Source organism: Ruegeria sp. AE3 (assembly GCF_056542225.1).
The window spans coordinates 20123-45381 of the sequence record NZ_JBQFZL010000002.1; the positions used below are offsets into that span (position 1 = coordinate 20123).

The following is a 25259-nucleotide window of genomic DNA, read 5'->3' on the forward strand; positions in this document are numbered from 1 at the left end:
CAAAAACGTCACAAGATCAGCAGTTTTCACCGATGTGTCGCGGCCCGCTTTTCACGTCGAATGACAAAAGGCGTGACCCCGAAGAAGCTTTTGTAAACAGACGAAAACCCGTTCGGAAAACCACAGGCTAACCCGATTTCGCGAACGCTCATAGTGGTGTTCAGAAGCAGGTTATTGGCCTTGGCCAGCCGCATTTCACGATAGAATCCGTTGGGCGTGGTGCCAAAGAAGGTTTTGAACTTACGCTCAAGCGAGCGGTTCGACAGTTGCAGCGAATCGACGATCTGATTGATCGGCAGAGGGTCTTCGATATTGGCCTGCATGAGTTTGATGCATTGATCCAGCTTCACATCTCCGGTCGCCGTCAACTTTACCCCAGAGAATGGCTGCATCGAGGCGAAATCCCGGATATTTTCATGCAACATGATGTCCGCCACGGTCATTTTTGCGGGCCCCGAGATATGACGGCCGATCACTGCCAGCGCGATATCTGTTGTCGCCTCCATTCCGGCACAGGTCACAACGGCGCCCTGTTCGGTTGCAATCGACAGTTTGGCTTCAAACCGGGCCCCGCGTTCCCGCAGGAACGAGGCATTCTCCCAGTGGGTTGCCAAGTCGTCTGTACCCTGTTCGTCGATATACCGGCTGGCGGCTTCCGCCAGCAGAAACACCTTGGCATCCCGGAAGGTGTAATCCGACACCACCCGCCCCAAAGACAAGTCAGGGTGATCCGGGTCAGAATTGCCGATCACAAAAAGATAATTCGCCTTGGGCTGCGCCTGCACGCGTTCCGTTTGCACCACCGCGTCGCTGCTGCTGGAGATCGGGCCACCTTTGAGCGACCGATAGGCAAAAGTGAACGGCGGCTTCGGACACACACGATTTGCCAGCCTGAGAACCTCGACCAATGAGGCCAGTTCAAGCAGCACAAATCCGGGTGCGACCAAAATATCGAAATGTTGCTGTATCGCCTGCGGTGATTCAGAAGCAAATTTCCTCATCGCTGTCACCTTAGACGATCTCATGCCCGGCAGTACGCAACCGCTTGGCCAGCGCTTCGATGTGGTCCGGGCCGATCTCGCAGCATCCACCGACAATCGTGGCCCCCTGATCGACCCAACGCATGACGTGATCCGCATAGGCATCGGGACCAAGATCATGGCGTTGATCCAACGCATCCACTGTCGGCGCGTCCTTTAGAAACTCATCCGAAATATGTGTAAAGCCGTTGGCATAGGCACCATAAGGCTTGTTCATGCCGGACAGAATGTCCAGAGCAGCTGGGATCGCTTCGGGGCGCGAACAATTGATCAGCAGCGCATCAGGTGAAAACTCTGCAACCAAGGGCGTGACATACCTGAGCGGTTCGCCGGACCTGAGGCGGCTGCCATCTTCGTCATTGACCGTGAATGACAGCCAGACTGGTTTGCCACATCCGGTCGTTCCACGCAGCGCACCCTCGGCCTCCTGCACCGAAGATACTGTCTCGATCAGAAACAGATCGACGCGCGCAGCCATCAAAGCCACAAGTTCAGCAAACTTTCCCGCCGCATCTGCCGGGTCGGGATTCAGGTCGGGTCGGTAAGATGCAAGAAGCGGCCCCAGAGACCCCGCAATCCGCCCCCCGGTCGAAGTACGAGCACGTTCGGCCTGTGTCAGGGCAGTGTCGATAAGGGCGGGCATCTGGTCCTCCATCCCCACTCGCACTAGGCGTGAACGGTGGACGGCATAGGTATTGGTGGTGGCAACCGTGGCACCACGACGGAAGTAGTCGCCATGCACCGCGCCGACCAGATCAGGGTGGTCGATCATCACACGTGTGGACCATAGTGGCGTCGCCCGGTCTCCGCTGCGTTTGACCAATTCCTGTCCGATTGAACCGTCCAACAGAGTGATCTTTGTCATGTCGTTGCTCCTTAAGGCAGCAGCACGAGTTTACCCGGAAGGGTCTTTGCCTGAAAATCAGCCTGTGCGCGGACGATATCCTTCAACGGGTAGGTTCGGGAAACCAGTGGCTTGATCCGTCCGGTATTCATCAACTCCACTAGGCGGCCAAAGACTTCGGGTGCCTGATACGTGCAGCCGTGAATGGTGATGTCGCGCAAATAGATGTCCCGCAGATCAGCCTCGACAATCGGGCCGGCGATTGCCCCAGAAACGGCGTAGTGCCCGCCGGGCTTCAGGGCAAGGATCAGCGATGCCCATGCGGGCCCGCCAACAACATCTATAACCGCGTCGAACATATCCTGCGGCGGCAGCTCATCCCGGGCACATGTGCCCAACGCCCCTTGGGATCTGACGACCTCTGCCTTCTCTGCAGCCGTCACACCCCAAACCGATGCTCCGCGCAGCGCCGCAAGCTGCACCGCCGCCAGACCGACGCCGCCTGACGCGCCAGTGATCAGAACTTTTTGCCCAGACGTCACGCCCGCGCGCGTCAGCAGGTTTTCGGCAGTACCAAAGGCGCAGGGAATGGCCGCAATTTCAACATCAGACAGGGGCGATGCACTTACGTCGTAAAGATCATTTGCTTCAACCAGACAGTATTGGGCAAAAGCCCCATCAATCTCTGACCCGAGCGCAATAAAGCCCTGAGGGTTGCCGGGGCGCGGACGTGGAAGGTTGATCGGGCACGTCACACGCTGGCCCTTTTTGAACCCCGTGTTTGGCCCGACTTCTTCAACGATCCCGCACAGATCGCCGCCCTGAATGCGGGGAAAGTTCAGTGCGCCGCCCCACCCTCCGGCATCAATATCCAGATCGACGGCATCCGTCGCACCGGTGACATCCGATGAATACCAGCCGACCCGCGTGTTGATGTCCGTGTTATTCACGCCTGCTGCAGCGACCCGAACAAGCACCTGCCCCGGCCCAGGGGCCGGGACAGGGATATCGTCGCGCCATTCCAGTGCCTCTGGCCCGCCATGGCCGGTCAGATAGACGCCAGACATGGTCGCCGGAAGCGTCACGCGCGCAACCGCTCGTTCTCGGGATCCCAGAGCGGCTGGTCCAGCTCTACCACGGCGCGGCATTTCTGGCCGTAGATTTCGACCTCAAGCTCAGTTCCCGGATTGGCAAGCTCGGCCCGGATCATGCCCAGCGCGATGGATTTACCAACACGGTAGCCCCATGCGCCGGATGTGGTTTCGCCCACGATCTCATCGCCATGCCAGATGCAGGACATATACGGCGCGTCGCAATCGCCCGCATCAACAGTCAGGGTGACGAAGGACTTTTTCACGCCTTGCTGCTTTTCGTTCAGGATTGCGGCCTTGCCCGGGAAGTCCTGCGGTTTGTCCAGCTTGACGAAACGCTCCAACCCGCCTTCAAGCAGGGAATAGTCGGTCGACAGATCGCCCTTCCAGGCGCGGTACCCCTTTTCGATCCGCAGCGAGTTCAGCGCATACATCCCGAACGGCTTGGCACCGGCATCGATGATCGCGTCGTAGATCGCAGGCATATCCGCATTTTCCGCGTGAACTTCCCAGCCCAGCTCACCAGCGAATGAGACACGCAGCAGAGCGACCCATCCGCCTTTGATTTCGCTTTCCTGAAAGCTGAGCCACGGCAAGGTCAGATCGGCCTCGGTAACTTTGCTGAGAATGTCCCGAGATCGAGGCCCGGTAACGATCAGCGTGCTCATCCGCGTTGTCCAGTCTTCCAGCGTGAACTCGGCATCGGCAGGTATGTGACGCTCAAGCCATTCACGGTCATGCCATTGCGCGGTCGCTGCAGTGACCAGAACGAACAGGTCTTCGGCCTCGCGCGTGACCGACATTTCGGTCAGGATACGCCCGCGGTCATCTGCGAAGTAAACCAGCCCAACCCGACCAATCTTGGGCAATGCCCCTGCAACCAGACCGCGCAGCCATTCATCAGCACCCGGCCCCTGTATTTTGAACCGCGAGAAGCCCGGCAGGTCCAACACGCCACAATGATCGCGCACGGCCTCACATTCTTCCTTGATCCGCTGTTCCCACGGACCGGACCGTCCCCAGGTGTGGGTCGCGTCGAGCGAGGTGTCATCACCGGGCTGGGCAAACCAGTTGGCGCGTTCCCAGCCGTTATAGGCCCCCATGACACCGCCGTGCGCGATCACCTTGTCATGCACGGGCGACAGCTTCTTGTCTCGTGCGGCAGGCCATTCATGGTGCGGGAAGTGCATGGCATATTCGTTGCCATAAACTTCCATGCCTTTCTGGTTGCAATAATCCTGATCGGTGTAATCGGTATAGCGGCGCGGATCGACGGCCCACATATCCCATTCGGTCGCGCCATCAACGACCCACTCGGCCAGAACCTTGCCTGCGCCACCGCCCTGCGCGATGCCGAAGGTGAAAGTATGCGCCTCGAACGCGTTTTTCACACCGGGCATCGGGCCGATCAAAGGCAGCCCGTCAGGCGCGTAGGGGATCGGCCCGTTGATGACGCGTCCAACGCCCGAGGTTGCCATCAGCGGCACCCGCTCCATCGCATCGGTGACGATATCTTCGATGCGGTCCAGATCGTCATTCCACAGCTGAAAGCTGAAATCATCCGGCATCGGATCGTCTTCGGTCATCCAGTGGCCCTTGCAGTTGGGCTCGTAAGGACCAAGGTTGAAGCCGTTCTTTTCCTGCCGCAGGTAGTACGAGACATCCACATCACGCAGCAGCGGCAGCTTGGCACCGCTTTGCTTGGTCCATGCTTCGATCTCGGGGATTTCATCGGTCAGCAGGTACTGGTGGCTCATGACCATTGCCGGAACGGTGCGGCCACCGAAGGGCTTGAACCATTCGCCCACGCGCTGCGCATAGTACCCGGCTGCGTTCACAACATAGTCACAGGCTATATCGCCTTTGTCCGTGTGCACGGTCCAGGTGCCGTCATCATGCTGCGTCACGCCAGTCGCCGGGCAGAAACGGATGATCTTCTGCCCCATATCGCGCGCGCCCTTGGCCAGCGCCTGGGTTAGCTGCGCCGGATCGATGTCGCCATCCGTCGGATCGTAGAGAACACCTTCAAGGTCATGCGTTTCCAGGAAGGGATAACGCTCTTTCGCTTCTTCCGGGGTCCACATTTCCATCGGAATCCCCTGATAGCGGCCCATCGCCATGGCGCGCTCGAATTCCTGCACACGTTCTTTCGAATGCGCCAGTCGGATCGAACCGGTCTGGTGGTAGTTCATCGGATAATCGACTTCCTCACCCAGACGCGCATACAGCTCGGTCGAATAGCGCTGCATGTTCATGATCGCCCATGAGGTCGAAAAGGTCGGAACGTTCCCTGCCGCATGCCAGGTCGACCCGGCAGTCAGTTCGTTCTTTTCCAGCAGAACACAATCGGTCCAGCCTTTCTTGGCAAGGTGATACAGCGAGGAAGCCCCCACCACACCGCCACCGATTATGACCACGCGGGCTTTTGTTGGAAAATCACTCATGCGTTTTTGATCCTTGTTACTGTGCCTCTTGAGGCAGATCGTCCGTGATGTCGTAGTAGTCGCCCTTGTCAGCCACAAAGATGTGCTTCGAGAGCGAAAGACCTGTGGGTGCGTCCAGCGCGCCCATGGAAATCGAAATCGTGTCTTCCTGGTTGTGATGCCAGAAGAGGAACGAGCCACATTTGCTGCAAAATCCGCGCCGGGCGATGTCAGACGCGCAATACCAGCTGAGTGTGTCACTGGCCGAGAAACTCAGGTTGTCCTTATGGGTCGAAGTCGAAGCCCAGACATGGCCCGACTGTCTGCGGCACTGTCCGCAATGGCAGACCGACGGCGGCGACAGGTCTCCGTCGATCGTGAACGCGACCGAGCCGCAAAGGCAGGATCCCTTATGCATCTGACTACCCCTTTGTTGCGGGTGTGGTGCTGGTTCCCAACAACACACCGTAGATGACAAAACAGGCCGCCGTGATCCGGCGCACCCAGATATTGAACACCGCGCCCAACGCTGCCTTGCCCATCAAGGCACCCAGCGCCGTAAAGCCGGTGTAGCTGAGTGTGGTGATGACCAGCGCGGTCGGCATGATAACCCCCATCTGCTGCCAGATCGGAACCTCGGGCTGAACGAACTGCGAAAACGCGGCCAGGTATCCGGCGACGCTTTTGGGATTGATCGTGGCCACCGCAAGCGCGTGCAGATAGACATGTCGCGCCGGACGCTCGGAGGCTGGTGCGGGTCTTGTCGCATTCATCCAGCCGCGAATCCCCAACCAGATTAAAAATCCCGCGCCAATCAACTTGGCGACAAAGAACCCGGTCGGCGATGCAGCGATCAGGGCGGTCACACCCAGCGCAGACAGGATCAGAAAGGCGCTGGCCTGCGTGAGAATAGCCAATACGCCTAGCATTGCCCTTGGAAACGGAAGGCTCATCCCGTTCGAGATGCAATTGACCGCGTTCGGACCCGGGGTGGTCACGAAAACCACCCAGAACAACGCGAATATGGTCCAGGCCTCGAACGACATCAATAAACCGGCGGGGCGATAACCCAGATGGCTACAGCGGGCTCATCATAAGGGTTGGCCCATTGATAGGGTTCATGTCGGAATCGAAAGCTGTCACCCGGCCCAACCGTGAACGCGCGTCCCCCGATTGTCAGGTCCAGCTTGCCCGAGATCATGTATCCGACTTCCTGTGTCGGGCGATTGGCCGGTGTCTGCATCTGCGAGTTGGGTTTGAAGGTGGAATGCACCATTTCAAAATCATCGGTCAGATCCGGCGAGAGCAGCTCTTCGATCAACCCTTCCTCGCCCGACCCCATGGGCCGGCGCGAGCCGGCACGCACGACATATCCCTGCTCGTCCGCCGGTGCCGCCGAATGCGCAAACAACATCGACATGGGGACGCCAAGGCATTCGGCGATCTGCCTCAGGTCCGAGATCGACGGCTCAGACATGTCACGCTCAACCTGGCTGAGCCAGCCGACAGAGCGATCCAGCCGAGTTGCAATCTCGGTCAGGGTCAACCCCCGGGCCTTGCGCAAGGCCCGCAGGTCAGCACCTAGTGTCGCGCTTTGGGGGGCTTGGCTGTTCACAGGCCGCTCCGATTCTCGTGAAATTTTTTCCTCGTTTTTCACGATGGAGCAAGTTGGTGAAATTTCCAAGTGATTTTTCACGTCCGTTTTTATTTGGACGTTGACCACTACAGCTTGCCGACAACGGAGTTAATGGTCAGCTGGCGCGTAAGGCCCCGAAACCCAGACAGTCGCAGGGAAGCAGCAGCCGGATTTCAGCATTCTTCGTGCAGTGATATCATTTCGGAAAGATATCACATGCCGCTCCCCTGTCGCCCCGCGGCGACATCGGCGATCCTTCACGCCGGGGGCACGTCCTGAATCACCCTTGATCCTGGACAGCCCGTCTGGCTTTAGAATTGAAGGCCGGCAAAAACCTTCACTTCATCCAGCACATGTTGAGGCCAACGACGGGTGAAACTGTCAGCAATCGTTTCACGCTTTTCCAGCTCAAGCCCGGCAAGCAAGCTGGGAAAGCGGCGGCGGTTTCTGGGCAGCGTCCACATTTCGATGTCATTTTCAAAACAGTAGCGGGCAAAACGCACATCGACAAACTTCTCGCTGCCCTCCATGTAATCCAGCGTTGGGAACAGCGACCCGGGCAACATGACGGTTCCGGTTCCCAGCTGGTGTACTCTGGTCGAGTAGGTCAGCCGTTGATTCATGCGCAACAACGTGCGCTGCCGTATCGACTTGGGTGTGGGATTTGTGAATGTCGTGGCATGATAGCCGAAAACACGCTTTTCCAGTCCCACGCCCCGCGCCCGGCGTATGGTCTGACGGGCATAGTTGTCCGCATATTCGATATCGTCGTCGACAAGAAAAACGGTGTCTGCCGGATCAGGTTGGAAAATGAACTTGCCGACATCCTTGTAGTCCCGCCCGGGGATCACGGCCGTGACGTTATCGAACTCGCCCAGAAAATCAGGCACATCCTGATATTCGTTCAGGCAGATGAAAACCCTGTCGACCTGCGGCGCGATGCTTGCCACCGATTGGGGCAATACGCCGACGCGATCAGGGAATGTCGCCATATGGGCGCGTCTGATCCCTTTTTTGGGCGCTTCATCCGCGACCGTCAGATTGATGTCAGACTCTTGCATCCCTGAGAAACACCCCAAAACGAAACTTAGCTATGGATTTTGGTAGGAGATCGCTTCGAAGCTTGCAAGACGAAGTCCGCCGGGCCGTCCAATCGCCCGGAAATCCCCTGTCTTGATGCAAGACCGCAACGACGCCAGAGGTTAGCAGGCCGCAAACACCGCGGTCAGAATGCCTTCCAGATTTTGCGCATCCTGTTGCGTGAAAGCATCCGGCTGGTCGCTGTCAATGTCAAAAACGGCAATGACTGTGCCCGCTGCGTTCCGCACCGGCAGAACAAGTTCGGACCGGGTTGAACTGGCGCAAGCGATGTGACCCGGAAACGCGTCGACATCCGGCACCAGCTGCACTTCGCCAGTGCGCGCTGCCGCCCCGCAGACGCCGCGCGCGAACGGGATGACCAGACAGCCATGCCCACCCTGGTACGGGCCGATTTTCAGCAAACCCGGTTCTGTCACCCGGTAAAACCCGGTCCAGTCGAAACGGTTGTCAGAATAATGGACCTCGCAAGCAACGGTGGCCATCAGGGCAACCTGATCGGTTTCGCCTTCGGTCAATGCTGCAATTGTACTGGCCAGTGAACTGTAATCGACGGTCATAGGTCCCGAACCCCTTGGATAACCCCCGGGGGCGCTGCCCCCGAACCTCCGGAGTATTTCGAAAAAGATGAAGGGTCAAATGCGTTCGATCGCGATAGCTGTTCCTTCACCGCCGCCGATGCAGATTGCAGCAACCCCCCGCTTGAGATTTCGTTTCTCGAGCGCGTTCAACAAGGTGACCATGATACGGGCGCCAGATGCTCCTATAGGATGGCCCAAGGCACAGGCACCGCCATTTACGTTTACCTTGTCGCGCGGCAATCCCATCTCGTGCATGAAAGCCATCGGCACAACTGCGAAGGCTTCATTGACCTCCCACAGGTCGACATCATCCTTGTTCCAACCGATGCGGGACAGGAGCTTTTGCGCCGCCGGAACCGGCGCAGTCGTGAAAAGTCCGGGCGCCTGCGCATGGCTGGCATGTCCCAGAATCCGAGCCCGAACTGTCAGCCCTCGCGCTTCTGCCGTCTCAGCCGATGCCAGAACAAGCGCCGCCGCGCCGTCGGATATTGACGAGGAATTGGCGGCGGTCACTGTCCCGTCCTTGCGGAAAGCGGGATTCAGCGTCGGAATTTTCTCGGGACGGGCAGATTTGGGTTGCTCGTCAGCCACCTGTACAACCTCACCCTTTCGCGTGCGCACTGTGACGGGGACGATCTCGCCCGCGAAAGCACCGCTTTCTTGCGCGGAAAGTGCGTTGGACAAGGATTTCAAGGCATATTCATCCTGCGCTTCGCGGGTGAACTGATACGCCTCAGCGCAGTCTTCGGCAAAGGTTCCCATCAGGCGGCCCTTGTCATAGGCGTCTTCCAGCCCGTCAAGGAACATGTGGTCGATCACCTGACCATGACCGATGCGCGCACCGCCCCGCATTTTCGGCAGCAGGTAGGGCGCGTTGGTCATGCTCTCCATACCTCCGGCGACCATTGTATCCGCATAACCCAATGCGATCTGGTCGAAGGCCATCATCGCCGCCTTCATCCCAGAACCACACATCTTGTTCAGCGTGGTGGCGGGAACCTCCTCGCCCAAGCCCGCCGCGAAACCCGCCTGGCGCGCCGGAGCCTGCCCCTGACCTGCGGGCAGGACACATCCCATCAACACCTCGTCAACCGTCTGTGCCCCTGCCTGCTTTAACGCGGCACGAATCGCTGCGCCGCCAAGCTCGGATGCTGCGACACCGTCGAACATGCCCTGAAAACCACCCATTGGCGTTCTGGCAGCACCTGCAATAACAACATCTCTCATCCGGATAATCCTCCTGTCGTCCGGTCCTTGAATACAGAATGGTAAGAATTCGCGTCTAGCGTATTTCTACGACTCATTTTCAGATTGGAGGGCGGCCGGACCATGAGGCTGACCAGCACATCAGACGGTACGACACAGATTATCACCGTTCACTCTGACCGGATCGACGCTGCGATGGCCATTCAGTTCAAAGAAGACATGCGCGCAGAGACCGAGGCCTGCGCTGATCGGGTTGTCCTTGACCTTTCAGGTGTCGAGTTCATCGATTCAAGCGGGCTGGGCGCAATCGTGGCCTCCATGAAACAACTGGGGCTGAACCGAAGGCTTGATCTGGCAGGCCCGCAGCCCGTGGTGGAAAAGGTCTTTCGCCTGACGCGCATGGATACCGTGTTCAGGTTGTTTGCGACACTGGATGACGCCCTGTCGAAACCGGACAGGTGACAAGAGCAGGAGTGCGACAACATGGAGCCCATTTGTAACGCTACCTGCCTGGAAGTGAGCTTTCCCGCAACGGAAACAGAAGCCAGCGCGGGGATTGCGAAACTCAGTGCCGGACTGGCGAAACGAGGGTTGCCGCCGCACAAGGCGGACGACGTCAAGATCGCACTGGCAGAAGCAATCAACAACGTTGTGGAACATGCCTATATGGACGTGGCCCCGGCCGGGGTTCAGGTCACATGCCGGTTGGACAGAAACCGCCTGGACATTCTGATCTCGGACACGGGCCATCCATTGCCCGGCTACGAACCACCAGACGGAACACCAGCACCACTGGGAACCCGCATTCAGGATCTGCCCGAAGGCGGGTTCGGCTGGTTCCTGATTCATCAACTTACCAGCGATATCTGTTATGAGCGTCGCGACGGGTGCAATCGGCTATCCTTGCGATTTAACTTTGACAAGAACGGGTGATCAGCCGCAATTGGCCACAATAACGCCATTTTCGAAACATTGTCGCGCCGCAAATCGCCGCCATACAGTGACTCGTAGCTCAGATAGCTTCCCTCGGCGCCAATTATCACAGCCCCCACCCAGTGAACGGCGCCGAGGATCTCCCCCCCAACTTGAATTGACTGGACAACCGGCAATCAGAGAATAGCTTTCCCCTGTTTTAAGGAGAAAGAACCCACCATGCGTGATCTGCACAAACCTGGCCGGTCGGAAGTTTTTGCAACGCGGGGGATGTGCGCAACGTCGCACCCGCTGGCCGCCAAGGTGGCAATCGATATTCTTGAGCGCGGCGGCAACGCCATGGACGCAGCGATTGCAGGTGCAGTTCTGCTTGGGATTTGCGAACCGCAGATGACCGGGTTGGGGGGCGATTGTTTCGTTTTGTTCAGCCGTGCGGGCGAAAACCGGATACGCGCATTGAACGGATCGGGTCGCGCGCCGGCCGCCGCGCGGGCGCAGCCCTTGCGAGACAAGGGTCTGTCATCTGTACTGTTGAACGGCCCGGACGCGGTGACTGTTCCCGGTGCCGTGGACGCCTTCTGTCACCTTGCAGAAACCGAAGGACGTTTGGGGCTGGGCGCGATTCTGGAACCCGCAATCCACTATGCCGATGCTGGCGTTCCGGTGGCCCCTCGGGTTGCATTTGACTGGAAAACAGGGGCGGCTACATTACAGGGCGCTGCGCGTGATCATTATCTGATCAATGGGCAAATACCCGCAATCGGGCAGATCTTTCGCGCCCCCGGTCAGGCTGAGGTCTTGCGCAGGATCGCCAGTCAGGGACGCGACGCTTTTTATTCAGGAGACATTGCCGAGGATATGATCCGGGCTCTGTCCGCACTCGGAGGTGTCCACACCGCCGAGGACTTCCACCGCACCAAGTGCACTGAAACGCAGCCCATGCGCGGGGCCTACAAGGGTGTTGATCTGGTCGAACACCCGCCGAACGGCCAAGGTGCAACCGCGATCCTGCTGCTGAACATTCTAAAACAGTTGGATCTGGCCAGTATGGATCCATTTGGAGCAGAACGGGTTCATATCGAGGCTGAAGCCACCAAGCTGGCTTATGACGCGCGCAACCGGTTTATTGCTGATCCCGATCATGTCGCGCGGGCCGAGCGGTTTCTTGATATGGATGTAGCAGTCAGGCTGGCGGCATTGATTGACCCAAAACGCGCAATGCCCGCAGCAGCACCTTTGACGGAAGCCATACACAAAGACACGGTCTATATCACAGTGGTCGACCGCGACCTTATGGCTGTGTCGCTGATCTACTCGATCTTTCATGGCTTTGGGTCAGGGATCGCGTCCGAGAGATACGGCATCTTGCTTCAGAACAGGGGCGCGGGGTTCACGCTTCAGCCGGGTCACCCCAATGAACTGGCTGGTGGCAAGCGCCCGATGCACACGATCATACCGGGGATGTTGACCGAGAATGACCGTGTCACGATGCCATTCGGCGTCATGGGCGGTGCTTATCAACCGACCGGGCACGCGCGTTTCGTTTCGAACCTTAGGGACTTTGGGCTGGAGCTACAGGAAAGCATGAACGCGCCGCGTGCCTTTTTTGATGGAAATGTCCTGAAACTGGAGCGGGGCTATTCTGAAGAAGTGGCGAAACAATTGTCTGAAATCGGCCACAATATTGAAGTTCCGGAAACTCCGCTTGGTGGAGCGCAAGCGATCCGAATCCGAAAAGACGGTGTTTTGGAAGGTGCCAGCGACCCGCGCAAGGATGGGTGTGCCCTTGGATACTGATCAGCGGCAGTACAATGCCGACCGGTTCGCCAGACCTAGTTCAGGTGGAAATGCAGAGGGTAGGCACCGTCTTCGAATGGGCCGAACATGTTGGAGATATCCGGGTGTTCAACCGGCTCGCCGGAATAGTCTGCAACCAGATTTTGTTCTGAAACATAAGCAACATAGAAGGATTGGTCGTTCTCTGCCAACAGGTGGTAGAACGGCTGTTCTTTCCTTGGACGGCTGTCTTCCGGAATGGCCTGATACCATTCTTCTGTGTTCGAAAACTCTGGGTCCACGTCAAAAATCACCCCTCGAAAAGGGTGTTTCTTGTGACGGACCACCTGGCCCAATCCGTATTTCGCGCGTGTCTTTAACATTGTTTCAGCCCCCACCGCATTTACTAACGGTTTTTGGCCCGAAATGCCAATCATTGATGTGAAATTCAGGGAAACAGTCTGTGAACCTAATACTGACAGTGTTCGAAATCGTGGCCCCGGTTTTTCTCTTGGCAGCCATTGGCTTTACCTGGGTCAAACTGGGGTTCGAATACCGGCTGCAATTTGTGACACGCTTTGCAACGACGCTGGCAATGCCCAGTCTGATCTTTGTTGCGCTCATGCAAACCGACATCCCGGGCGGAGATTTGTCGCGTTTCACATCCGCGACCCTGGTCGCAAATCTTCTGCTGGCAGGGGTGTTCTGGTTGCTGGTTCGCGTCTTGAAACTGGATCAGCGCACGTACCTGTCACCGCTGATTTTCGGCAATACCGGCAATCTTGGCTTGCCGCTATGTATCTTTGCGTTCGGACAGATTGGCTTGGGTTACGCAGTCATCTTTCTGTCTGTAACTGCGCTGTTTTCTTTCACTTATGGAATATACCTAGTCGCCGGAAAAGGCGCATGGGGACAAGTCTTGCGCCAGCCGATGGCGTGGGCGACCATTCTGGGTGCAGTGTTTTTGTGGCAAGGGTGGCAAACTCCGACATTTCTAACCAACACGTTAGAGCTTTTGGGGCAAATGGCTGTTCCGCTGATGTTGGTCACGGTCGGTGTGGCAATCGCCCGCCTGACCTCGCGCAGTCTGGGGCAAGCACTCTGGTTGTCAGTCCTGAAACTTATCGTCTGCTTTGCGTTGGGCTGGGGGATTGGAGTGTTGTTTGATCTGGACACTGTCGCCTTTGGCGTTCTGGTCCTGCAAATTTGTACGCCGGTCGCTGTGACCTCATATTTGCTGGCAGAACGATTTGAGGCCGATTCCGATGCCGTTGCCGGCATGGTCATGGTGTCCACTGTGCTTTCCGTGGCGGCGTTACCCGTAATTCTTGCCATTGTTTTGTAGCGATTGTGATTTCCTCAGAGCTCAATCTACGCTAGAATAAACAAAAAAAGGCATGAGGCACATGAGCAGAATTCTTATCGTACTCTTCGGGGTGCTGCTTTTGGCATCCTGTGGCGGCGGGTCAAAACAACCGCCCAGCAAACTGAACGACGCATGCAGTATTGCGCACGAGCGACCGGATTTTATCAAGGCTTTCAAAAGCACCGAGCAGAAATGGGGTGTTCCGGTTCACGTTCAGATGGCCACGATTTATCAGGAAAGCCGATATCGCCACGATGCACGTACCCCACACCGTTACGTGCTGGGCGTGATCCCGATGGGGCGGCAAAGCAGCGCCTATGGGTTCAGCCAAGCACTGGACGGCACCTGGGATCAATATCAGCGCGAAACCGGCAAGCGTCGGGCCAAGCGGGATCGCATCCGCGACGCGTCGGACTTCATCGGCTGGTATATGAACAAAAGCTATGAGCGCAACGGCATCCACCCCGGCGACACACGCAATCAATACCTGGCCTATCACGAAGGCCACACGGGGTACGCACGCGGCACCCACAACAGCAAATCATGGTTGTTGAGCGTGGCCAATGACGTGGACGCACGCGCGCAACTGTATCAGGCGCAATTAGCGAACTGCCGGTACTGAGTCATACTCAACGGGTCAGCGATTGACTGACCCGCGTCTTTCCTTGTTCGAAAAAAGGCCCTGATCCAGGTCATCGCTTTCCGTCAGCGCGCCCAGAAGAACTGTGGTCTGACTGCCCGCGTTGTCATGGATCACCCATTTGCGAAGTTCGACCGGGTTATCGGTGAACATCAATTCAATCCGGCCTGCTTCAGGGTTCTTGGGGTCTTGTGCAGTGACCACTGTGGCCGTGCCGTCAAAGCTGTGGCCGACAACCATATTGGCCTGATCAAGATTCACATTGCGCGCCAGCACAATGGATAGCGGCGTGCGCTTCAGCGGGTATTGCTCGGGCGGCTGGTTCGATTTGGGATCAAAGATCTGTACACTGCCCGAGCGCGCCAGCACCACAGCGCTGTTGGGCGGGTCATATTCGAACCGCATCTTGCCCGGGCGCTGCATCCACAGCTGCCCGGTGCTCAACGAGCCATCATCATTCACCTGCGTGAACGTTGTCTGAACCGTTTTCAATCCGTTCAGGTAACTTGAGATTTGCGAAAGCGGCAGTTTTTCCGCCGCCCAGGCGGCTGGTGCAGCCAGTGTCAAAGCAAGGGCAAAAGCAATCTGTTTCATGCCGTACAGATAGGCTGTCTGCCCTTGTTATTAAATATCCTATTGCTCGGGGACGAGGATTTCGCGTTTCCCGACATGATTTGCTGACGAAACAACACCTTCCTCTTCCATCTGCTCAACAAGCCGCGCCGCCTTGTTGTACCCGATGGCGAGTTTCCGCTGAATGTAAGAGGTCGAGCATTTGCGATCCTTGATCACAATTGCCACCGCCTGATCGTACAGCGCGTCTTCTCCGTTCGTGTTGCCACCTGTATTCAGCCCCAGAACGGCGTCAATGTTGTCGACCTTGTCCTCGGCCGGTCCATCCAGAACGCTGCCCACGTAATCGGGCGGGCCGAATTGTTTGAGGTGGTTGACGATTTCCTCGACCTCTTCATCCGACACAAACGGCCCGTGGCATCGGGTGATCTTGGCGCCACCGGCCATGTAAAGCATGTCGCCCTGCCCCAGCAGCTGCTCGGCGCCCATCTCGCCCAAAATGGTACGGCTGTCGATTTTTGAGGTCACCTGGAACGAAATCCGCGTCGGGAAGTTGGCTTTGATCGTGCCGGTGATCACGTCAACAGACGGGCGCTGTGTTGCCATGATCAGGTGAATGCCCGAGGCCCGCGCCATTTGCGCCAGACGCTGGATACACGCTTCGATCTCCTTGCCCGCGACCATCATCAGATCGGCCATCTCATCAACAATGACGACGATATAGGGCATCGCTTCGGGCGCGAATTGTTCCGTCTCGAATGTTGGTTCACCGGTTTCATCGTCAAACCCGGTCTGCACCGTGCGGCTGAACAACTCGCCCTTGGCCAGCGCATCCTTCACACGGCCATTGTAGCCAGCGATGTTGCGCACGCCCATCTTGGACATCTTGCGATAGCGGTCTTCCATTTCGCCCACGACCCATTTCAGGGCCACGACCGCTTTTTTCGGATCGGTCACAACGGGCGACAGCAGATGCGGGATGCCATCGTAAACCGACAGTTCCAGCATCTTGGGGTCGATCATGATAAGGCGGCATTCATCCGGCGTCAGCTTGTAAAGCAGCGACAGGATCATCGTGTTGATCGCCACCGACTTGCCCGAACCCGTGGTCCCGGCGATTAGCAGGTGAGGCATCTTGGCCAGGTTCGCCACCACGGACGCGCCGCCGATATCCTTGCCCAGCGCCAACGGCAGCGCCTGATTGCCATCGCCGAAATCGCGGCTGGCGAGGATTTCGCGTAGAACCACCATTTCCCGGTTTTCATTGGGCAACTCGATCCCGATCACCGAACGGCCGGGCAGTGTCGAAACACGTGCCGAAAGGGCCGACATCGAGCGCGCAATATCGTCTGCCAAACCGATCACACGGCTCGCCTTAAGGCCCGGAGCGGGCTCCAGCTCGTACATGGTCACGACCGGGCCGGGGCGTACGCTGACGATCTCACCCTTGACGCCGTAATCGTCCAGAACGTTTTCCAGCATCCGCGCGTTTTCTTCCAAGGCCTCATCGCTCAGGTGATGGCGCTGGATATTTGCGGGGTTGGACAATAAGCCCAGAGGCGGCAGTTCAAAATCAGAGTGTCGTTCCTCGAAGGACAATGCCGGTTGCGCTTCGGCCTGCGCACGACGGGACGGCAACGGTGTCCGGCGCACGGGCTGCGCCACCACAGGCTTCCGCGGTTCAGCCACTGGGATCTTCATCGCCTGACGCGGTTGCGGCATGGCATCGGCGACATCCTCGAAAACCGATTCATCATCGATATCCAACTCGGACGCGTAGTCGTATTGTTCCGTCCCGGCCTCATAACCCATCAAAGCAAGCTCTGGTGCCTCTGGCGTGTCACCAGTGGACACCTGCGGCTCGGGGCGCAGACCATACGCCGTCACCGGCGGTTCCGGGGGCAATTCGGACAAGGTATGCTGGTTCAGGATCAGCGGATCGGGACGGCGTCCACGACCTTTGGTCAACGGCAGGCTGGGATCTGGCTCGGGTGTCATTTCGCCCACAGCAACCTTGCGATTTCGCACGGCGGCCGAGATTTTGGAGCGGATGCGATCTTCGCCGGGCATGTCGTCAAAGCCCGCGATCGGTTCCGGGTCCACCAGCTCGGGTTCGGGCATTGGATCGGGGCGACGGATAAGCGACGGCATTCGCGCCAACAGGCCCGATTTGACCGGAGGTTCAGGGCGTCCCAATTCAGGTTCTTCAAAAACAGGGTCGGCATAGACCAGTTCGTCGTCAAACATCGCCTCGACCGCTTCAGCCCGAGCAAGCTTGCGTTCTTCCCACTGCGCCCGGCGATCCCGTGCCGCTTGCGCGGCCGAAGCCGCACCGCGCCCCATCAGCGTCATCAGCATGTCATAAGACATCACAAGGCCCAGGATGAAGGCCCGGAAGCCACGTTTCACGTCGGCCTTGGTGAAGCCCAGCACAAAAACACCCAGCGCGGTCATACCGACGGCCATGGCCAGAGACATCAGTTTGACCAGAAAATGCGAGGAGATCGGCAACAGCGTCAGCAACGCGCCCATGACCGTGTCGCCAAACAAACCGCCCAAACCGTAGCTATGCGTTGCACGCCACTCGGCACCGGGAACAAGGGTTGCGGCATAGACCGAGGCTACAGCGATCCAGATCGGGGCAAAGATCAGGCGGGCAATGGCCCGGTCTTCACCGAAATGGCCCGCAAAACGCAGACCCCATCCAGCCAGAACAAGCGCGATGCCCCAGCTTCCCCAGCCCACGATCATGAACAAGGGGGCTGCAATAGACGCGCCCACCCGTCCCATCCAGTTCTGCACCGGTGCATCGGTCGAAACCATCCAGTTGGGATCATCGGGCGTATAGGACCAGATCATCGCAGCCGCGGCCAAGCCCAACAGGATCAGCGCGATACCGATCAGTTCCTTACTGCGTCGCTCCAGGGCTGCCTGTGTTGTGCTGTCCAGCAATGGGTCGCGGTTTCGCGCATTATATGATGCCATTTTGCCCTCGTACCTCACGTATAGATGCAGTCGCGGAGTGTGATCAGACCACGCTGCAACTCTGTTTTTGGGGCTACCAATGCAACCCGGATAAAGCCTTCGCCCGGGTTATTTCCCGGATCGCCTTGTGAAAGATATGCGCCAGGAAGAACCCGAACCCCGGTTTCCTTCCAAACCTTCAATGCCGCGTCCTCGCCATTCTCGACCGGCAACCACAGAAAAAACCCGGCCTCTGGCGACATGTAACCTTGCACGCCCGCAAACACCTCATCAGCAATGGCGTATTTCTCCTGATAGAGCGCGCGGTTTTGCTCGACATGTATCTCATCCGCCCAGACGCGCGCGGCGGCGGCTTGCAAGGGCAAAGGCAGTGGGGACCCGGCATAGGTGCGCAGCTTTTTCACCTGACTGATGGACTTTGGTCCACCTGCAATCAGGCCCGAGCGCAAACCGGCAAGGTTCGAGCGTTTGGACAGGGAATTAAACAGCGTGATCCGTTCGGGATCAGTCCCCAGTTCCTGCGCGACGGTCAGAACCCCCGTCGGGGCTTGGTCACGGTAAATCTCAGAATAGCACTCGTCGGCAAAGATCCGGAAATCATAAGCCTCGGCCAGACGGATCAGGTCAGCCCAATAGTCGCGCGACGCAACTGCACCCTGCGGGTTGGCCGGGGAACAGACATAAGCCACCGCAGTTCGGTTCAGCACATCTTCGGACAGGCTGGAATAATCGGGCAGATGACCTGTCGCAGCGGTTGCAGGGACAAAATAAGGTTGCGCACCCACCGAAATCGACGCGACCATGTAGACCTGATAAAATGGGTTCGGGCACAGGATGATCGGTTGTTTGCCATTCTTCTGTTCCGGGCACAGCGCCATGGCCGCATTATACAGCCCCTCACGTGTGCCGTTCAGCGCCATGACGTTGGTGTCAGGGTCCATTTCGACCCCATAGCGCCGCTTGATCCAGCCCGTGATTGCACCGCGCAGGTCTTCCGAGCCTTCGTTCGGCGGATAGCCCTGAAACCCGGCCGCGTTTTCCATGATGACATCCGTCACCCAGGCCGGAAAGTCATGCGTGGGTGCGCCAATCGTCATATGAACGACGTCACCGCCCGGTTGATGGTGATCCAACAGGGCGCGCAAACGCGGGAATGCATATTCCGGTAGGTTCGAAAACCGCTCGGGGAAATCCATATTACTGCCTCAATATCGGGGTCATTTGCGCCCCGTTTTTTTGGCAGATTACAGCCCGCATACCTCTTCGTCCAGACAAAGAGGTTCCGAATCAGTGGATTGTGGCATTCAAGCCAATGCCGATTCTGCCGCTGACCCCAACCGCAACAGGGCCTCTTCCGAGTTCGGATACCCCATCATCATCAGCCCGCAACCGGGCGTTCCGGTGGGCAGGGTCAGCGCCGCAAGCCCCATCAGGTTGCCGATCCGCGTGTTGCGAAGGGCCAGCAGGTTTTCAGTCACGTAATAGTCGTGATCGGTCATCAACCGGTCCAGATTGGGTGGCAGATTGGGAACGGTTGGCGCAAGAACGGCATCGAACCCGGCGGTGGCGGTATCCCATGCCGCGCGACAGGCTTCCAGCTTCGACCACGCAGCGACGTAGTCCGGACCGGATACGTCTTTTCCAGCCCGGAACCGTTCCAGTATCGGAGGATACATTACATCAGGATTCGCTTCGATCACATCTCGCCACAGTCCGTACGATTCGGTGGGATCGACAACACTAGACAGGGACATTGCGTTGTGAAGTTCGGGAACCTCAAGAGGTATAACCTTTGCGCCTGCGTCTCGAAGTCGTTCCAAACCAATCTCATAAGCGACTCGCGGTACATCGCGCAAATCGTCTTTAACCACGTTTTGCAAATCTGCAAAACGGCGGCCTTTCAAGTTTGCACCTCGCAGATCGGCAGGCGTTCCGCCCTCAAGCAAAGCCAGCATATGTGCTGCGTCTTCAACTGAGCGCGCCAAAGGGCCCACCGTGTCAAACCGAAGGCGCAGAGGTACAACCCCTTCCAAACTTATCCGCCCGGCGGTGGTTTTTAGTCCAACCAAATTGTTCCAAGCCGATGGGATGCGTACTGACCCAGCAGTATCGGACCCGATACCCCCAGCTGCCAAACCCCACGCAACCGAAGCCGCCGCGCCTGAAGATGAACCGCCAGGCACGGCGTCCTCATCGTCAATGCAAGGCGGCGTACCAGTGATCGGGTTCAATCCAAGGCCGGAAAAGGCCAGCTCGCTCATATGCGTCTTACCCAGACAGACCGTTCCCATCTGGGTTGCGTTGCGTACCACAAGTGCATCCGCGTCCGGCACCCGGTCTTTCAAAAGCGCCGACCCGGCCTCGGTCGCAGTACCAGCGGTGTCGAACAGGTCTTTCCAGCTAATGGGAACCCCATCCAGCAACGACCGCCGCAATCCCATCTTCGCGCGTTGCTGCGCGGCTTCGGCCTCGGCGCGGGCGCGGTCATGGGTGACGCGGGCATAGATGCGGTCGCGGTGCGGATGGGCGTCTATTGCGGACAGGTAGGTTTCCGTCAATTCAACCGGATCGATCTGGCCCATCCCAATTCCACGGCCCAAATCACACGCCGTCATGGTCAACCAATCCTGCATCCCGCCCCCTCCTGCTTTTTGGCTTGAAAGAACGGTAGCGACAGGACTGCACATGGACAATCCCGAAAGGGCGCGCATATTGCAGGGCATGACACAGGCATCTGACATTCTGATCGTGGGCAGCGGGCTGAACGGCCCGGCTTTGGCATTGGCTCTGGCACAAACCGGACATTCGGTCACAGTGATTGATGCGCTGGAAGAGAAGGTCCGCAAGAATGCGGCATTCGACGGGCGAGCCTATGCGCTGGCCTTGGCGTCACAGCGCTTGCTGGCTGCCATCGGTGTCTGGGACCGCGTTGCGGAACACGCCCAACCGATGCTGGAGATCAAGGTCACAGACGGCCACGCCGGTACAGGCCCGTCACCGTTTTTCATGCATTTCGACCACGCCGAAATAGAAGAAGGCCCGATGGGGTATATGGTCGAAGACCGTCACCTGCGCCGCGCCTTTCTGGACGCTATGGCTGATGAGCCCCGCATCACTCAGCTGAGTGGCAAGACTGTTGTGTCGCAACAAGCCGACACCACTGGAGTGACCGTGACGCTGGACGATGGTTCGACTGTGAACAGCAGCCTGCTGGTTGGGTGTGACGGCCGCCACAGCGGCACCGCGCGCCGCGCAGGTATCAAGCGCACAGGTTGGGAGTATGGCCAGACCGCACTTGTCTGCGCCATTGAACACGAGCTGCCGCATCACGGCATTGCCCATCAGTTCTTCATGCCGCCAGGCCCCTTGGCGATTCTGCCGCTGACCGGCAATCGCAGTTCCATTGTATGGAGCGAACGCACCAAGGCCGCGCAACAGATCAACGCCCTGCCCGAGGGCGACTATCTGCAAGTCCTACGCCCACGGTTCGGCGATTTCCTAGGTGAAATCCGCCTGGCAGGAGATCGTTTCACCTATCCTTTGAACCTGACCATCGCCAATTCCTTTGTCGCTGATCGTCTGGCACTGGTCGGGGATGCCGCCCACGGGATGCACCCGATTGCCGGTCAGGGCCTTAACGCCGGTCTGCGTGATGTCGGCGCGCTGGCAGAGGTTCTGACCTTGGCAGGGCGGCGCGGCGAAGACATCGGGTCGCTTATGGTGCTGGAACGCTATCAGGAATGGCGCAGGTTCGACACCGCTGCTCTTGCGATGGCAACGGATGTTTTCAACAAACTGTTCTCGAACGACAACCCGTTGCTGCGCATTGGGCGAGACGTTGGTATGGGAATTGTCGGCGCACTGCCGGGGTTGCAGCGCGGTTTCGTCCGCGAAGCCGCCGGTTTGACCGGAGATTTGCCCAAGCTGCTGCAAGGGCAGCCAATTTAGTCCAGCTGCCGTGCCTCGTCGACCAGCATGACCGGAATGCCGTTGCGGATGGGAAAAGCCAGACCTGCGGCCTGTGACACAAGTTCCTGCCTTTCGGCGTCATAGCGCAGGGTCGTTTGCGTCTGCGGGCAGACCAGAGCTTCGAGCATGCGGCGATCAAAGGCGTGTTCAGGGTCAGTCATTGCAGTTTTTCCTCATTCGATCCGCCTCGCATTGCGAATTCTATCAATGTCATCAGCGTCTCGCGCCGTGTGCGCAGGCAAGGGGCCTCTAACAAGGCCTGTTTGTCTTCCGGGTCAAAGTCCAGCAACATGGACAGCGAGTTCACCAGCAATTCATCCTCGGCATCTTTCAGAGAAGCCCAATCGGTGGACAATTGCCGGGACGAAAAGAAGCGTTCCAGCAAAGCTAGGAACTTGGTGCGATTGAACCTGTCGTCGTTTTCGGCCTTGCCCAGATCCCTGTCAAAGCCGTCCCACGAAACTTCGCACCGCCGGTATGGCGTGAAAGCGTCCAACTCTGAAACCACGCGGAACCGGGACACACCGGTCAGCGTGATCAGATAACGGCCATCTTCCGTTTCGGAAAACTGGGTCACACGCCCGACGCATCCGATGCGGTGCAGTTTGTTCTCATCATGGGCCGAAGGATTTGGCTGGACCATCGCAATCAGCCGTTCCTTGGTCTTGAGCGCATCGTCCAGCATTTGCAAATAGCGCGGCTCGAAGATGTGAAGCGGCAAGCGCGAGCGGGGCAACAACAGCGCCCCGGGCAAGGGGAACACGGATACGGTGTCCGGCAGATCGGCGGGATGCATCATGTCCCAATTCTAGCTCTGATCAGAAATTAGGCAAATATCATCGAGCTGAGTTTGCGGCGACCGTTCAGAACGATCGGGTCATTGGGCTTGAGCGCATCAAAGATCGTGAAAAGCTGGGTCTTGGCGGCCCCGTCATCCCACTCACGATCCCGGCGGAACAATTCCAGCAATTGCGCCACGGCTTCTTCCACTTCGCCGTTCGCATGCAATGCCTGTGCCAGGTCAAACCGGGCCTGAAGATTTTCGGGGTCTGCTTCAACGGCCGCTGTCAGATCAGCCACCGGACCCGCATCAGCCGCTTGCTTGGCCAGTTGCAATTGCGCATGCGCAGCCTCGACCTCGGCCGAGTTGGATATTTCAGCCGGTGCACCGTTCAGGATGGCCTCGGCATGCTCCAGATCGCCAGTGGCGATATGTGCCCGCACCAGCCCGCCATATGCTGCCGCGTGGTTCGGGTCTTCGCCAAGAACGGCGGCAAAAGTCTGCGCGGCATCTGCCGCTGCGCCTTCGCTCAGCATTTCTTCGGCGGCAACTACCGCGTCATCCAATTGACCACCGGGGCTTTCCCCACCTGACGCCTCGATCACGCGGTCTACGAAAGCCTTGATCTCGGACCCCGGCAGCGCGCCCTGAAAACCGTCCACGGGTTGCCCTTTAAAAAACGCGTAGACCGTTGGAATCGACTGGATGCGCATTTGCGAGGCGATCATCTGTGCCTCGTCCACGTTGATCTTGACCATCTTCACCGCGCCTTTGGCGGCGGTAACAGCGTCTTCCAGCATCGGGCCCAGCGTCTTGCACGGGCCGCACCAAGGTGCCCAGAAGTCAACGATAACAGGCGTTTCCTGCGAAGCTTCGACCACATCGACCATGAAAGTGGCCTCGGTCCCGTCCTTGATCAGATCGGTGGCTGGGGCGGCTGCGCCGTTCAGGATGTCCATGGCAATCACTCTTTCGTTCGAACTTGCGCTCTATATGCAATCGCTTGTCGCAGAAACCAAGGGCAGAGTTTCAGTTCAGATGTCGAAAGTCGCAAAGACCGGCGCATGATCGCTGGGCTTCTCCCACCCACGCGCATCCCGCAGAATGCGACTGGAATGACCCGCATTCGAAATATCGGGCGTGGCCCAGACATGATCCAGCCGCCGCCCCTTGTCTGCCGCATCCCAGTCGCGGGCCCGGTAGGACCACCAGCTGAAAAGCTGCCCTTCGGGAATATCCTGCCGGGTGATATCGACCCAACCACCCGCGTCCTGGGTCTCGGCCAGATGTTCCACTTCAATCGGAGTGTGCGAGACGATCTTGAGCAATTGTTTGTGCGACCAGACGTCATCTTCTCGCGGAGCAATGTTCAGATCGCCGACGAGGATGGATTTTTCCGGCTTTTCCGCGTGGAACCAATCGCGCATGCCCGTGAGATAGTCGAGCTTTTGGCCAAATTTCTCATTCACTTCACGATCTGGCACATCACCGCCAGCGGGAACATAAAAGTTGTGGATCGTGACACCATTCTCCAACCGCCCGGCTATGTGGCGTGCGTGGCCGAGATCTGCGAAATCCATGTCGCCCACCTCCTCTATCGGCAGGCGGGACAGGATGGCGACGCCATTATATCCTTTCTGGCCACGGGCAATCATGTGGGTATAGCCCAGCTCCGCGAACCCTTCGGTCGGGATCTTTTCAACCGGAGACTTGCATTCCTGCAAACACAGAACATCCGGTGCCTCTTCTTCCAACAGTTTCAGCACGATAGGTTCGCGCAGTCGGACCGAGTTGATGTTCCAGGTGGCAAGTGTGAAGGGCATGGCGAGGATTCCTCTGTCGCGATTTGGCGAAGGTTAACGCGGTGGGGGATGGGGTACCATCAGAAAAGAAAAGCTAGGACGGGTGGCTTTCATTTTGGGGGGCATCGTCGCAAATCTCGTACCAGTCCGGCTTTTCCGAAACAAATTCGTGAAACTGAACTTTCTGCTTTAACCCAGTATCCAATGCGTTTGCAGCGATTGGAAAACTGTCTGCTTCTGAAGTGATTTCGCCCAAAGATGTCCCGCATTTCGTGCAGAAACACCTGCCGTATTTGTAAGGCGGATCAGGCTGGTGCAGCGTTACGTTTTCCCTTCCCCTAACCCACACCAAGTCTTCTTTGTTGACAAATACGACTGTGCTGGCCCCGGCTTTTCTGCATCTTGAGCAATGGCAGGTTCCCATCACGGATGGTTGAGACTTCAGGTTAAACTTCACCGCCCCGCACAAACAGCTTCCTTCGATCATCACGCGCTCCTCCAACCTTTCGCAAGAA

26 protein-coding genes are annotated in these 25259 nt (G+C 58.0%); 6 read left to right on the forward strand and 20 right to left on the reverse strand.

The features are described 5' to 3' along the window. Positions 1-26 precede the first annotated feature (26 nt). The 10 genes from ACR0NZ_RS06845 to ACR0NZ_RS06890 form a co-directional block, all read right to left on the reverse strand. Positions 27-1001: a GlxA family transcriptional regulator gene (locus ACR0NZ_RS06845; RefSeq protein WP_480517816.1), complete on the reverse strand. Its 975-nt coding sequence runs from the start codon at positions 999-1001 to the stop codon at positions 27-29. A gap of 10 nt (positions 1002-1011) precedes the next feature. Beyond that, a complete protein-coding gene (locus ACR0NZ_RS06850) occupies positions 1012-1905 on the reverse strand; it encodes a homocysteine S-methyltransferase family protein (RefSeq protein WP_480484093.1) in 894 nt (297 codons plus the stop codon). Between the two features lie 11 nt (positions 1906-1916). Beyond that, positions 1917-2951 carry an alcohol dehydrogenase catalytic domain-containing protein gene (locus tag ACR0NZ_RS06855; protein ID WP_480518257.1) on the reverse strand — a complete coding sequence of 345 codons (1035 nt, stop codon included), beginning with the start codon at positions 2949-2951 and terminating at the stop codon, positions 1917-1919. 14 nt (positions 2952-2965) lie between these two features. After that, entirely contained in the window at positions 2966-5419 is a 2454-nt protein-coding gene (locus ACR0NZ_RS06860) for a GcvT family protein (protein ID WP_480517818.1), read from the reverse strand. 16 nt (positions 5420-5435) lie between these two features. Further along, entirely contained in the window at positions 5436-5816 is a 381-nt protein-coding gene (locus ACR0NZ_RS06865; protein ID WP_480484095.1) for a GFA family protein, read from the reverse strand. A 4-nt stretch (positions 5817-5820) separates the two neighbouring features. After that, positions 5821-6444, reverse strand: a complete 624-nt coding sequence (locus ACR0NZ_RS06870; protein ID WP_480484096.1) for a LysE family translocator — start codon at positions 6442-6444, stop codon at positions 5821-5823. Next, entirely contained in the window at positions 6444-7013 is a 570-nt protein-coding gene (locus tag ACR0NZ_RS06875) for a helix-turn-helix domain-containing protein (protein WP_480517820.1), read from the reverse strand. The genes ACR0NZ_RS06870 and ACR0NZ_RS06875 overlap by 1 nt, the downstream gene beginning before the upstream one ends. 332 nt (positions 7014-7345) lie before the next feature. Then, positions 7346-8095: a hypothetical protein gene (locus ACR0NZ_RS06880; protein WP_480517822.1), complete on the reverse strand. Its 750-nt coding sequence runs from the start codon at positions 8093-8095 to the stop codon at positions 7346-7348. A gap of 141 nt (positions 8096-8236) precedes the next feature. Continuing rightward, positions 8237-8692, reverse strand: a complete 456-nt coding sequence (locus tag ACR0NZ_RS06885; protein WP_480517824.1) for a GAF domain-containing protein — start codon at positions 8690-8692, stop codon at positions 8237-8239. Positions 8693-8767: 75 nt separating this feature from the next. Further along, positions 8768-9940, reverse strand: a complete 1173-nt coding sequence (locus tag ACR0NZ_RS06890; protein ID WP_480517826.1) for an acetyl-CoA C-acyltransferase — start codon at positions 9938-9940, stop codon at positions 8768-8770. 102 nt (positions 9941-10042) lie between these two features. Here ACR0NZ_RS06890 and ACR0NZ_RS06895 point away from each other — a divergent pair, with 102 nt between their 5' ends. From ACR0NZ_RS06895 to ACR0NZ_RS06905, 3 genes are all read left to right on the forward strand, one after another. After that, positions 10043-10381 carry an STAS domain-containing protein gene (locus tag ACR0NZ_RS06895; protein ID WP_480517828.1) on the forward strand — a complete coding sequence of 113 codons (339 nt, stop codon included), beginning with the start codon at positions 10043-10045 and terminating at the stop codon, positions 10379-10381. Between the two features lie 21 nt (positions 10382-10402). Further along, positions 10403-10852 (forward strand): ATP-binding protein, encoded by a 450-nt coding sequence (locus ACR0NZ_RS06900; protein ID WP_480474132.1) that lies wholly within the window; start codon positions 10403-10405, stop codon positions 10850-10852. Positions 10853-11071: 219 nt separating this feature from the next. Continuing rightward, positions 11072-12649 (forward strand): gamma-glutamyltransferase family protein, encoded by a 1578-nt coding sequence (locus ACR0NZ_RS06905; RefSeq protein WP_480517830.1) that lies wholly within the window; start codon positions 11072-11074, stop codon positions 12647-12649. Positions 12650-12684: 35 nt separating this feature from the next. Here ACR0NZ_RS06905 and hspQ read toward each other — a convergent pair whose 3' ends face one another. Next, positions 12685-13011: a heat shock protein HspQ gene (hspQ, locus tag ACR0NZ_RS06910; protein WP_209504966.1), complete on the reverse strand. Its 327-nt coding sequence runs from the start codon at positions 13009-13011 to the stop codon at positions 12685-12687. Between the two features lie 80 nt (positions 13012-13091). On the opposite strand from hspQ, the gene ACR0NZ_RS06915 reads away from it, so the two are divergent. Beyond that, on the forward strand, positions 13092-13973 hold the full coding sequence (locus ACR0NZ_RS06915; RefSeq protein ID WP_480493874.1) for an AEC family transporter: 882 nt from the start codon (positions 13092-13094) through the stop codon (positions 13971-13973). Positions 13974-14034: 61 nt separating this feature from the next. Continuing rightward, entirely contained in the window at positions 14035-14616 is a 582-nt protein-coding gene (locus tag ACR0NZ_RS06920) for a transglycosylase SLT domain-containing protein (protein ID WP_209504968.1), read from the forward strand. A 15-nt stretch (positions 14617-14631) separates the two neighbouring features. Here ACR0NZ_RS06920 and ACR0NZ_RS06925 read toward each other — a convergent pair whose 3' ends face one another. The 4 genes from ACR0NZ_RS06925 to ACR0NZ_RS06940 form a co-directional block, all read right to left on the reverse strand. Next, the gene (locus ACR0NZ_RS06925; RefSeq protein WP_480474135.1) at positions 14632-15228 is read right to left on the reverse strand and encodes a LolA family protein; all 597 of its coding nucleotides are present in this window, start codon (positions 15226-15228) and stop codon (positions 14632-14634) included. A gap of 39 nt (positions 15229-15267) precedes the next feature. After that, positions 15268-18192: a DNA translocase FtsK gene (locus ACR0NZ_RS06930; protein WP_480517832.1), complete on the reverse strand. Its 2925-nt coding sequence runs from the start codon at positions 18190-18192 to the stop codon at positions 15268-15270. A gap of 14 nt (positions 18193-18206) precedes the next feature. Next, a complete protein-coding gene (locus ACR0NZ_RS06935) occupies positions 18207-19388 on the reverse strand; it encodes an aminotransferase class I/II-fold pyridoxal phosphate-dependent enzyme (RefSeq protein WP_480517834.1) in 1182 nt (393 codons plus the stop codon). Positions 19389-19496: 108 nt separating this feature from the next. Beyond that, positions 19497-20825 (reverse strand): amidase, encoded by a 1329-nt coding sequence (locus ACR0NZ_RS06940; protein WP_480517836.1) that lies wholly within the window; start codon positions 20823-20825, stop codon positions 19497-19499. Positions 20826-20877: 52 nt separating this feature from the next. Between ACR0NZ_RS06940 and ACR0NZ_RS06945 the strand changes: the two genes are divergently transcribed. Then, positions 20878-22140 carry an FAD-dependent monooxygenase gene (locus ACR0NZ_RS06945; protein WP_480517838.1) on the forward strand — a complete coding sequence of 421 codons (1263 nt, stop codon included), beginning with the start codon at positions 20878-20880 and terminating at the stop codon, positions 22138-22140. On the opposite strand, the gene ACR0NZ_RS06950 is transcribed toward ACR0NZ_RS06945, so the two are convergent. From ACR0NZ_RS06950 to ACR0NZ_RS06970, 5 genes are all read right to left on the reverse strand, one after another. Next, positions 22137-22322 (reverse strand): Trm112 family protein, encoded by a 186-nt coding sequence (locus ACR0NZ_RS06950; RefSeq protein ID WP_209504973.1) that lies wholly within the window; start codon positions 22320-22322, stop codon positions 22137-22139. The two genes, ACR0NZ_RS06945 and ACR0NZ_RS06950, sit on opposite strands and share 4 nt — an antisense overlap. Further along, positions 22319-22960, reverse strand: coding sequence for an LON peptidase substrate-binding domain-containing protein (locus ACR0NZ_RS06955; protein WP_209504974.1), 642 nt, complete (start codon positions 22958-22960; stop codon positions 22319-22321). The genes ACR0NZ_RS06950 and ACR0NZ_RS06955 overlap by 4 nt, the downstream gene beginning before the upstream one ends. 26 nt (positions 22961-22986) lie before the next feature. Beyond that, positions 22987-23901: a thioredoxin gene (gene trxA / locus ACR0NZ_RS06960; RefSeq protein ID WP_480474140.1), complete on the reverse strand. Its 915-nt coding sequence runs from the start codon at positions 23899-23901 to the stop codon at positions 22987-22989. 75 nt (positions 23902-23976) lie between these two features. Then, positions 23977-24765 carry an exodeoxyribonuclease III gene (locus ACR0NZ_RS06965; RefSeq protein WP_480474141.1) on the reverse strand — a complete coding sequence of 263 codons (789 nt, stop codon included), beginning with the start codon at positions 24763-24765 and terminating at the stop codon, positions 23977-23979. A gap of 73 nt (positions 24766-24838) precedes the next feature. Then, positions 24839-25231 carry a GFA family protein gene (locus ACR0NZ_RS06970; protein ID WP_480517840.1) on the reverse strand — a complete coding sequence of 131 codons (393 nt, stop codon included), beginning with the start codon at positions 25229-25231 and terminating at the stop codon, positions 24839-24841. Positions 25232-25259 lie beyond the last annotated feature (28 nt).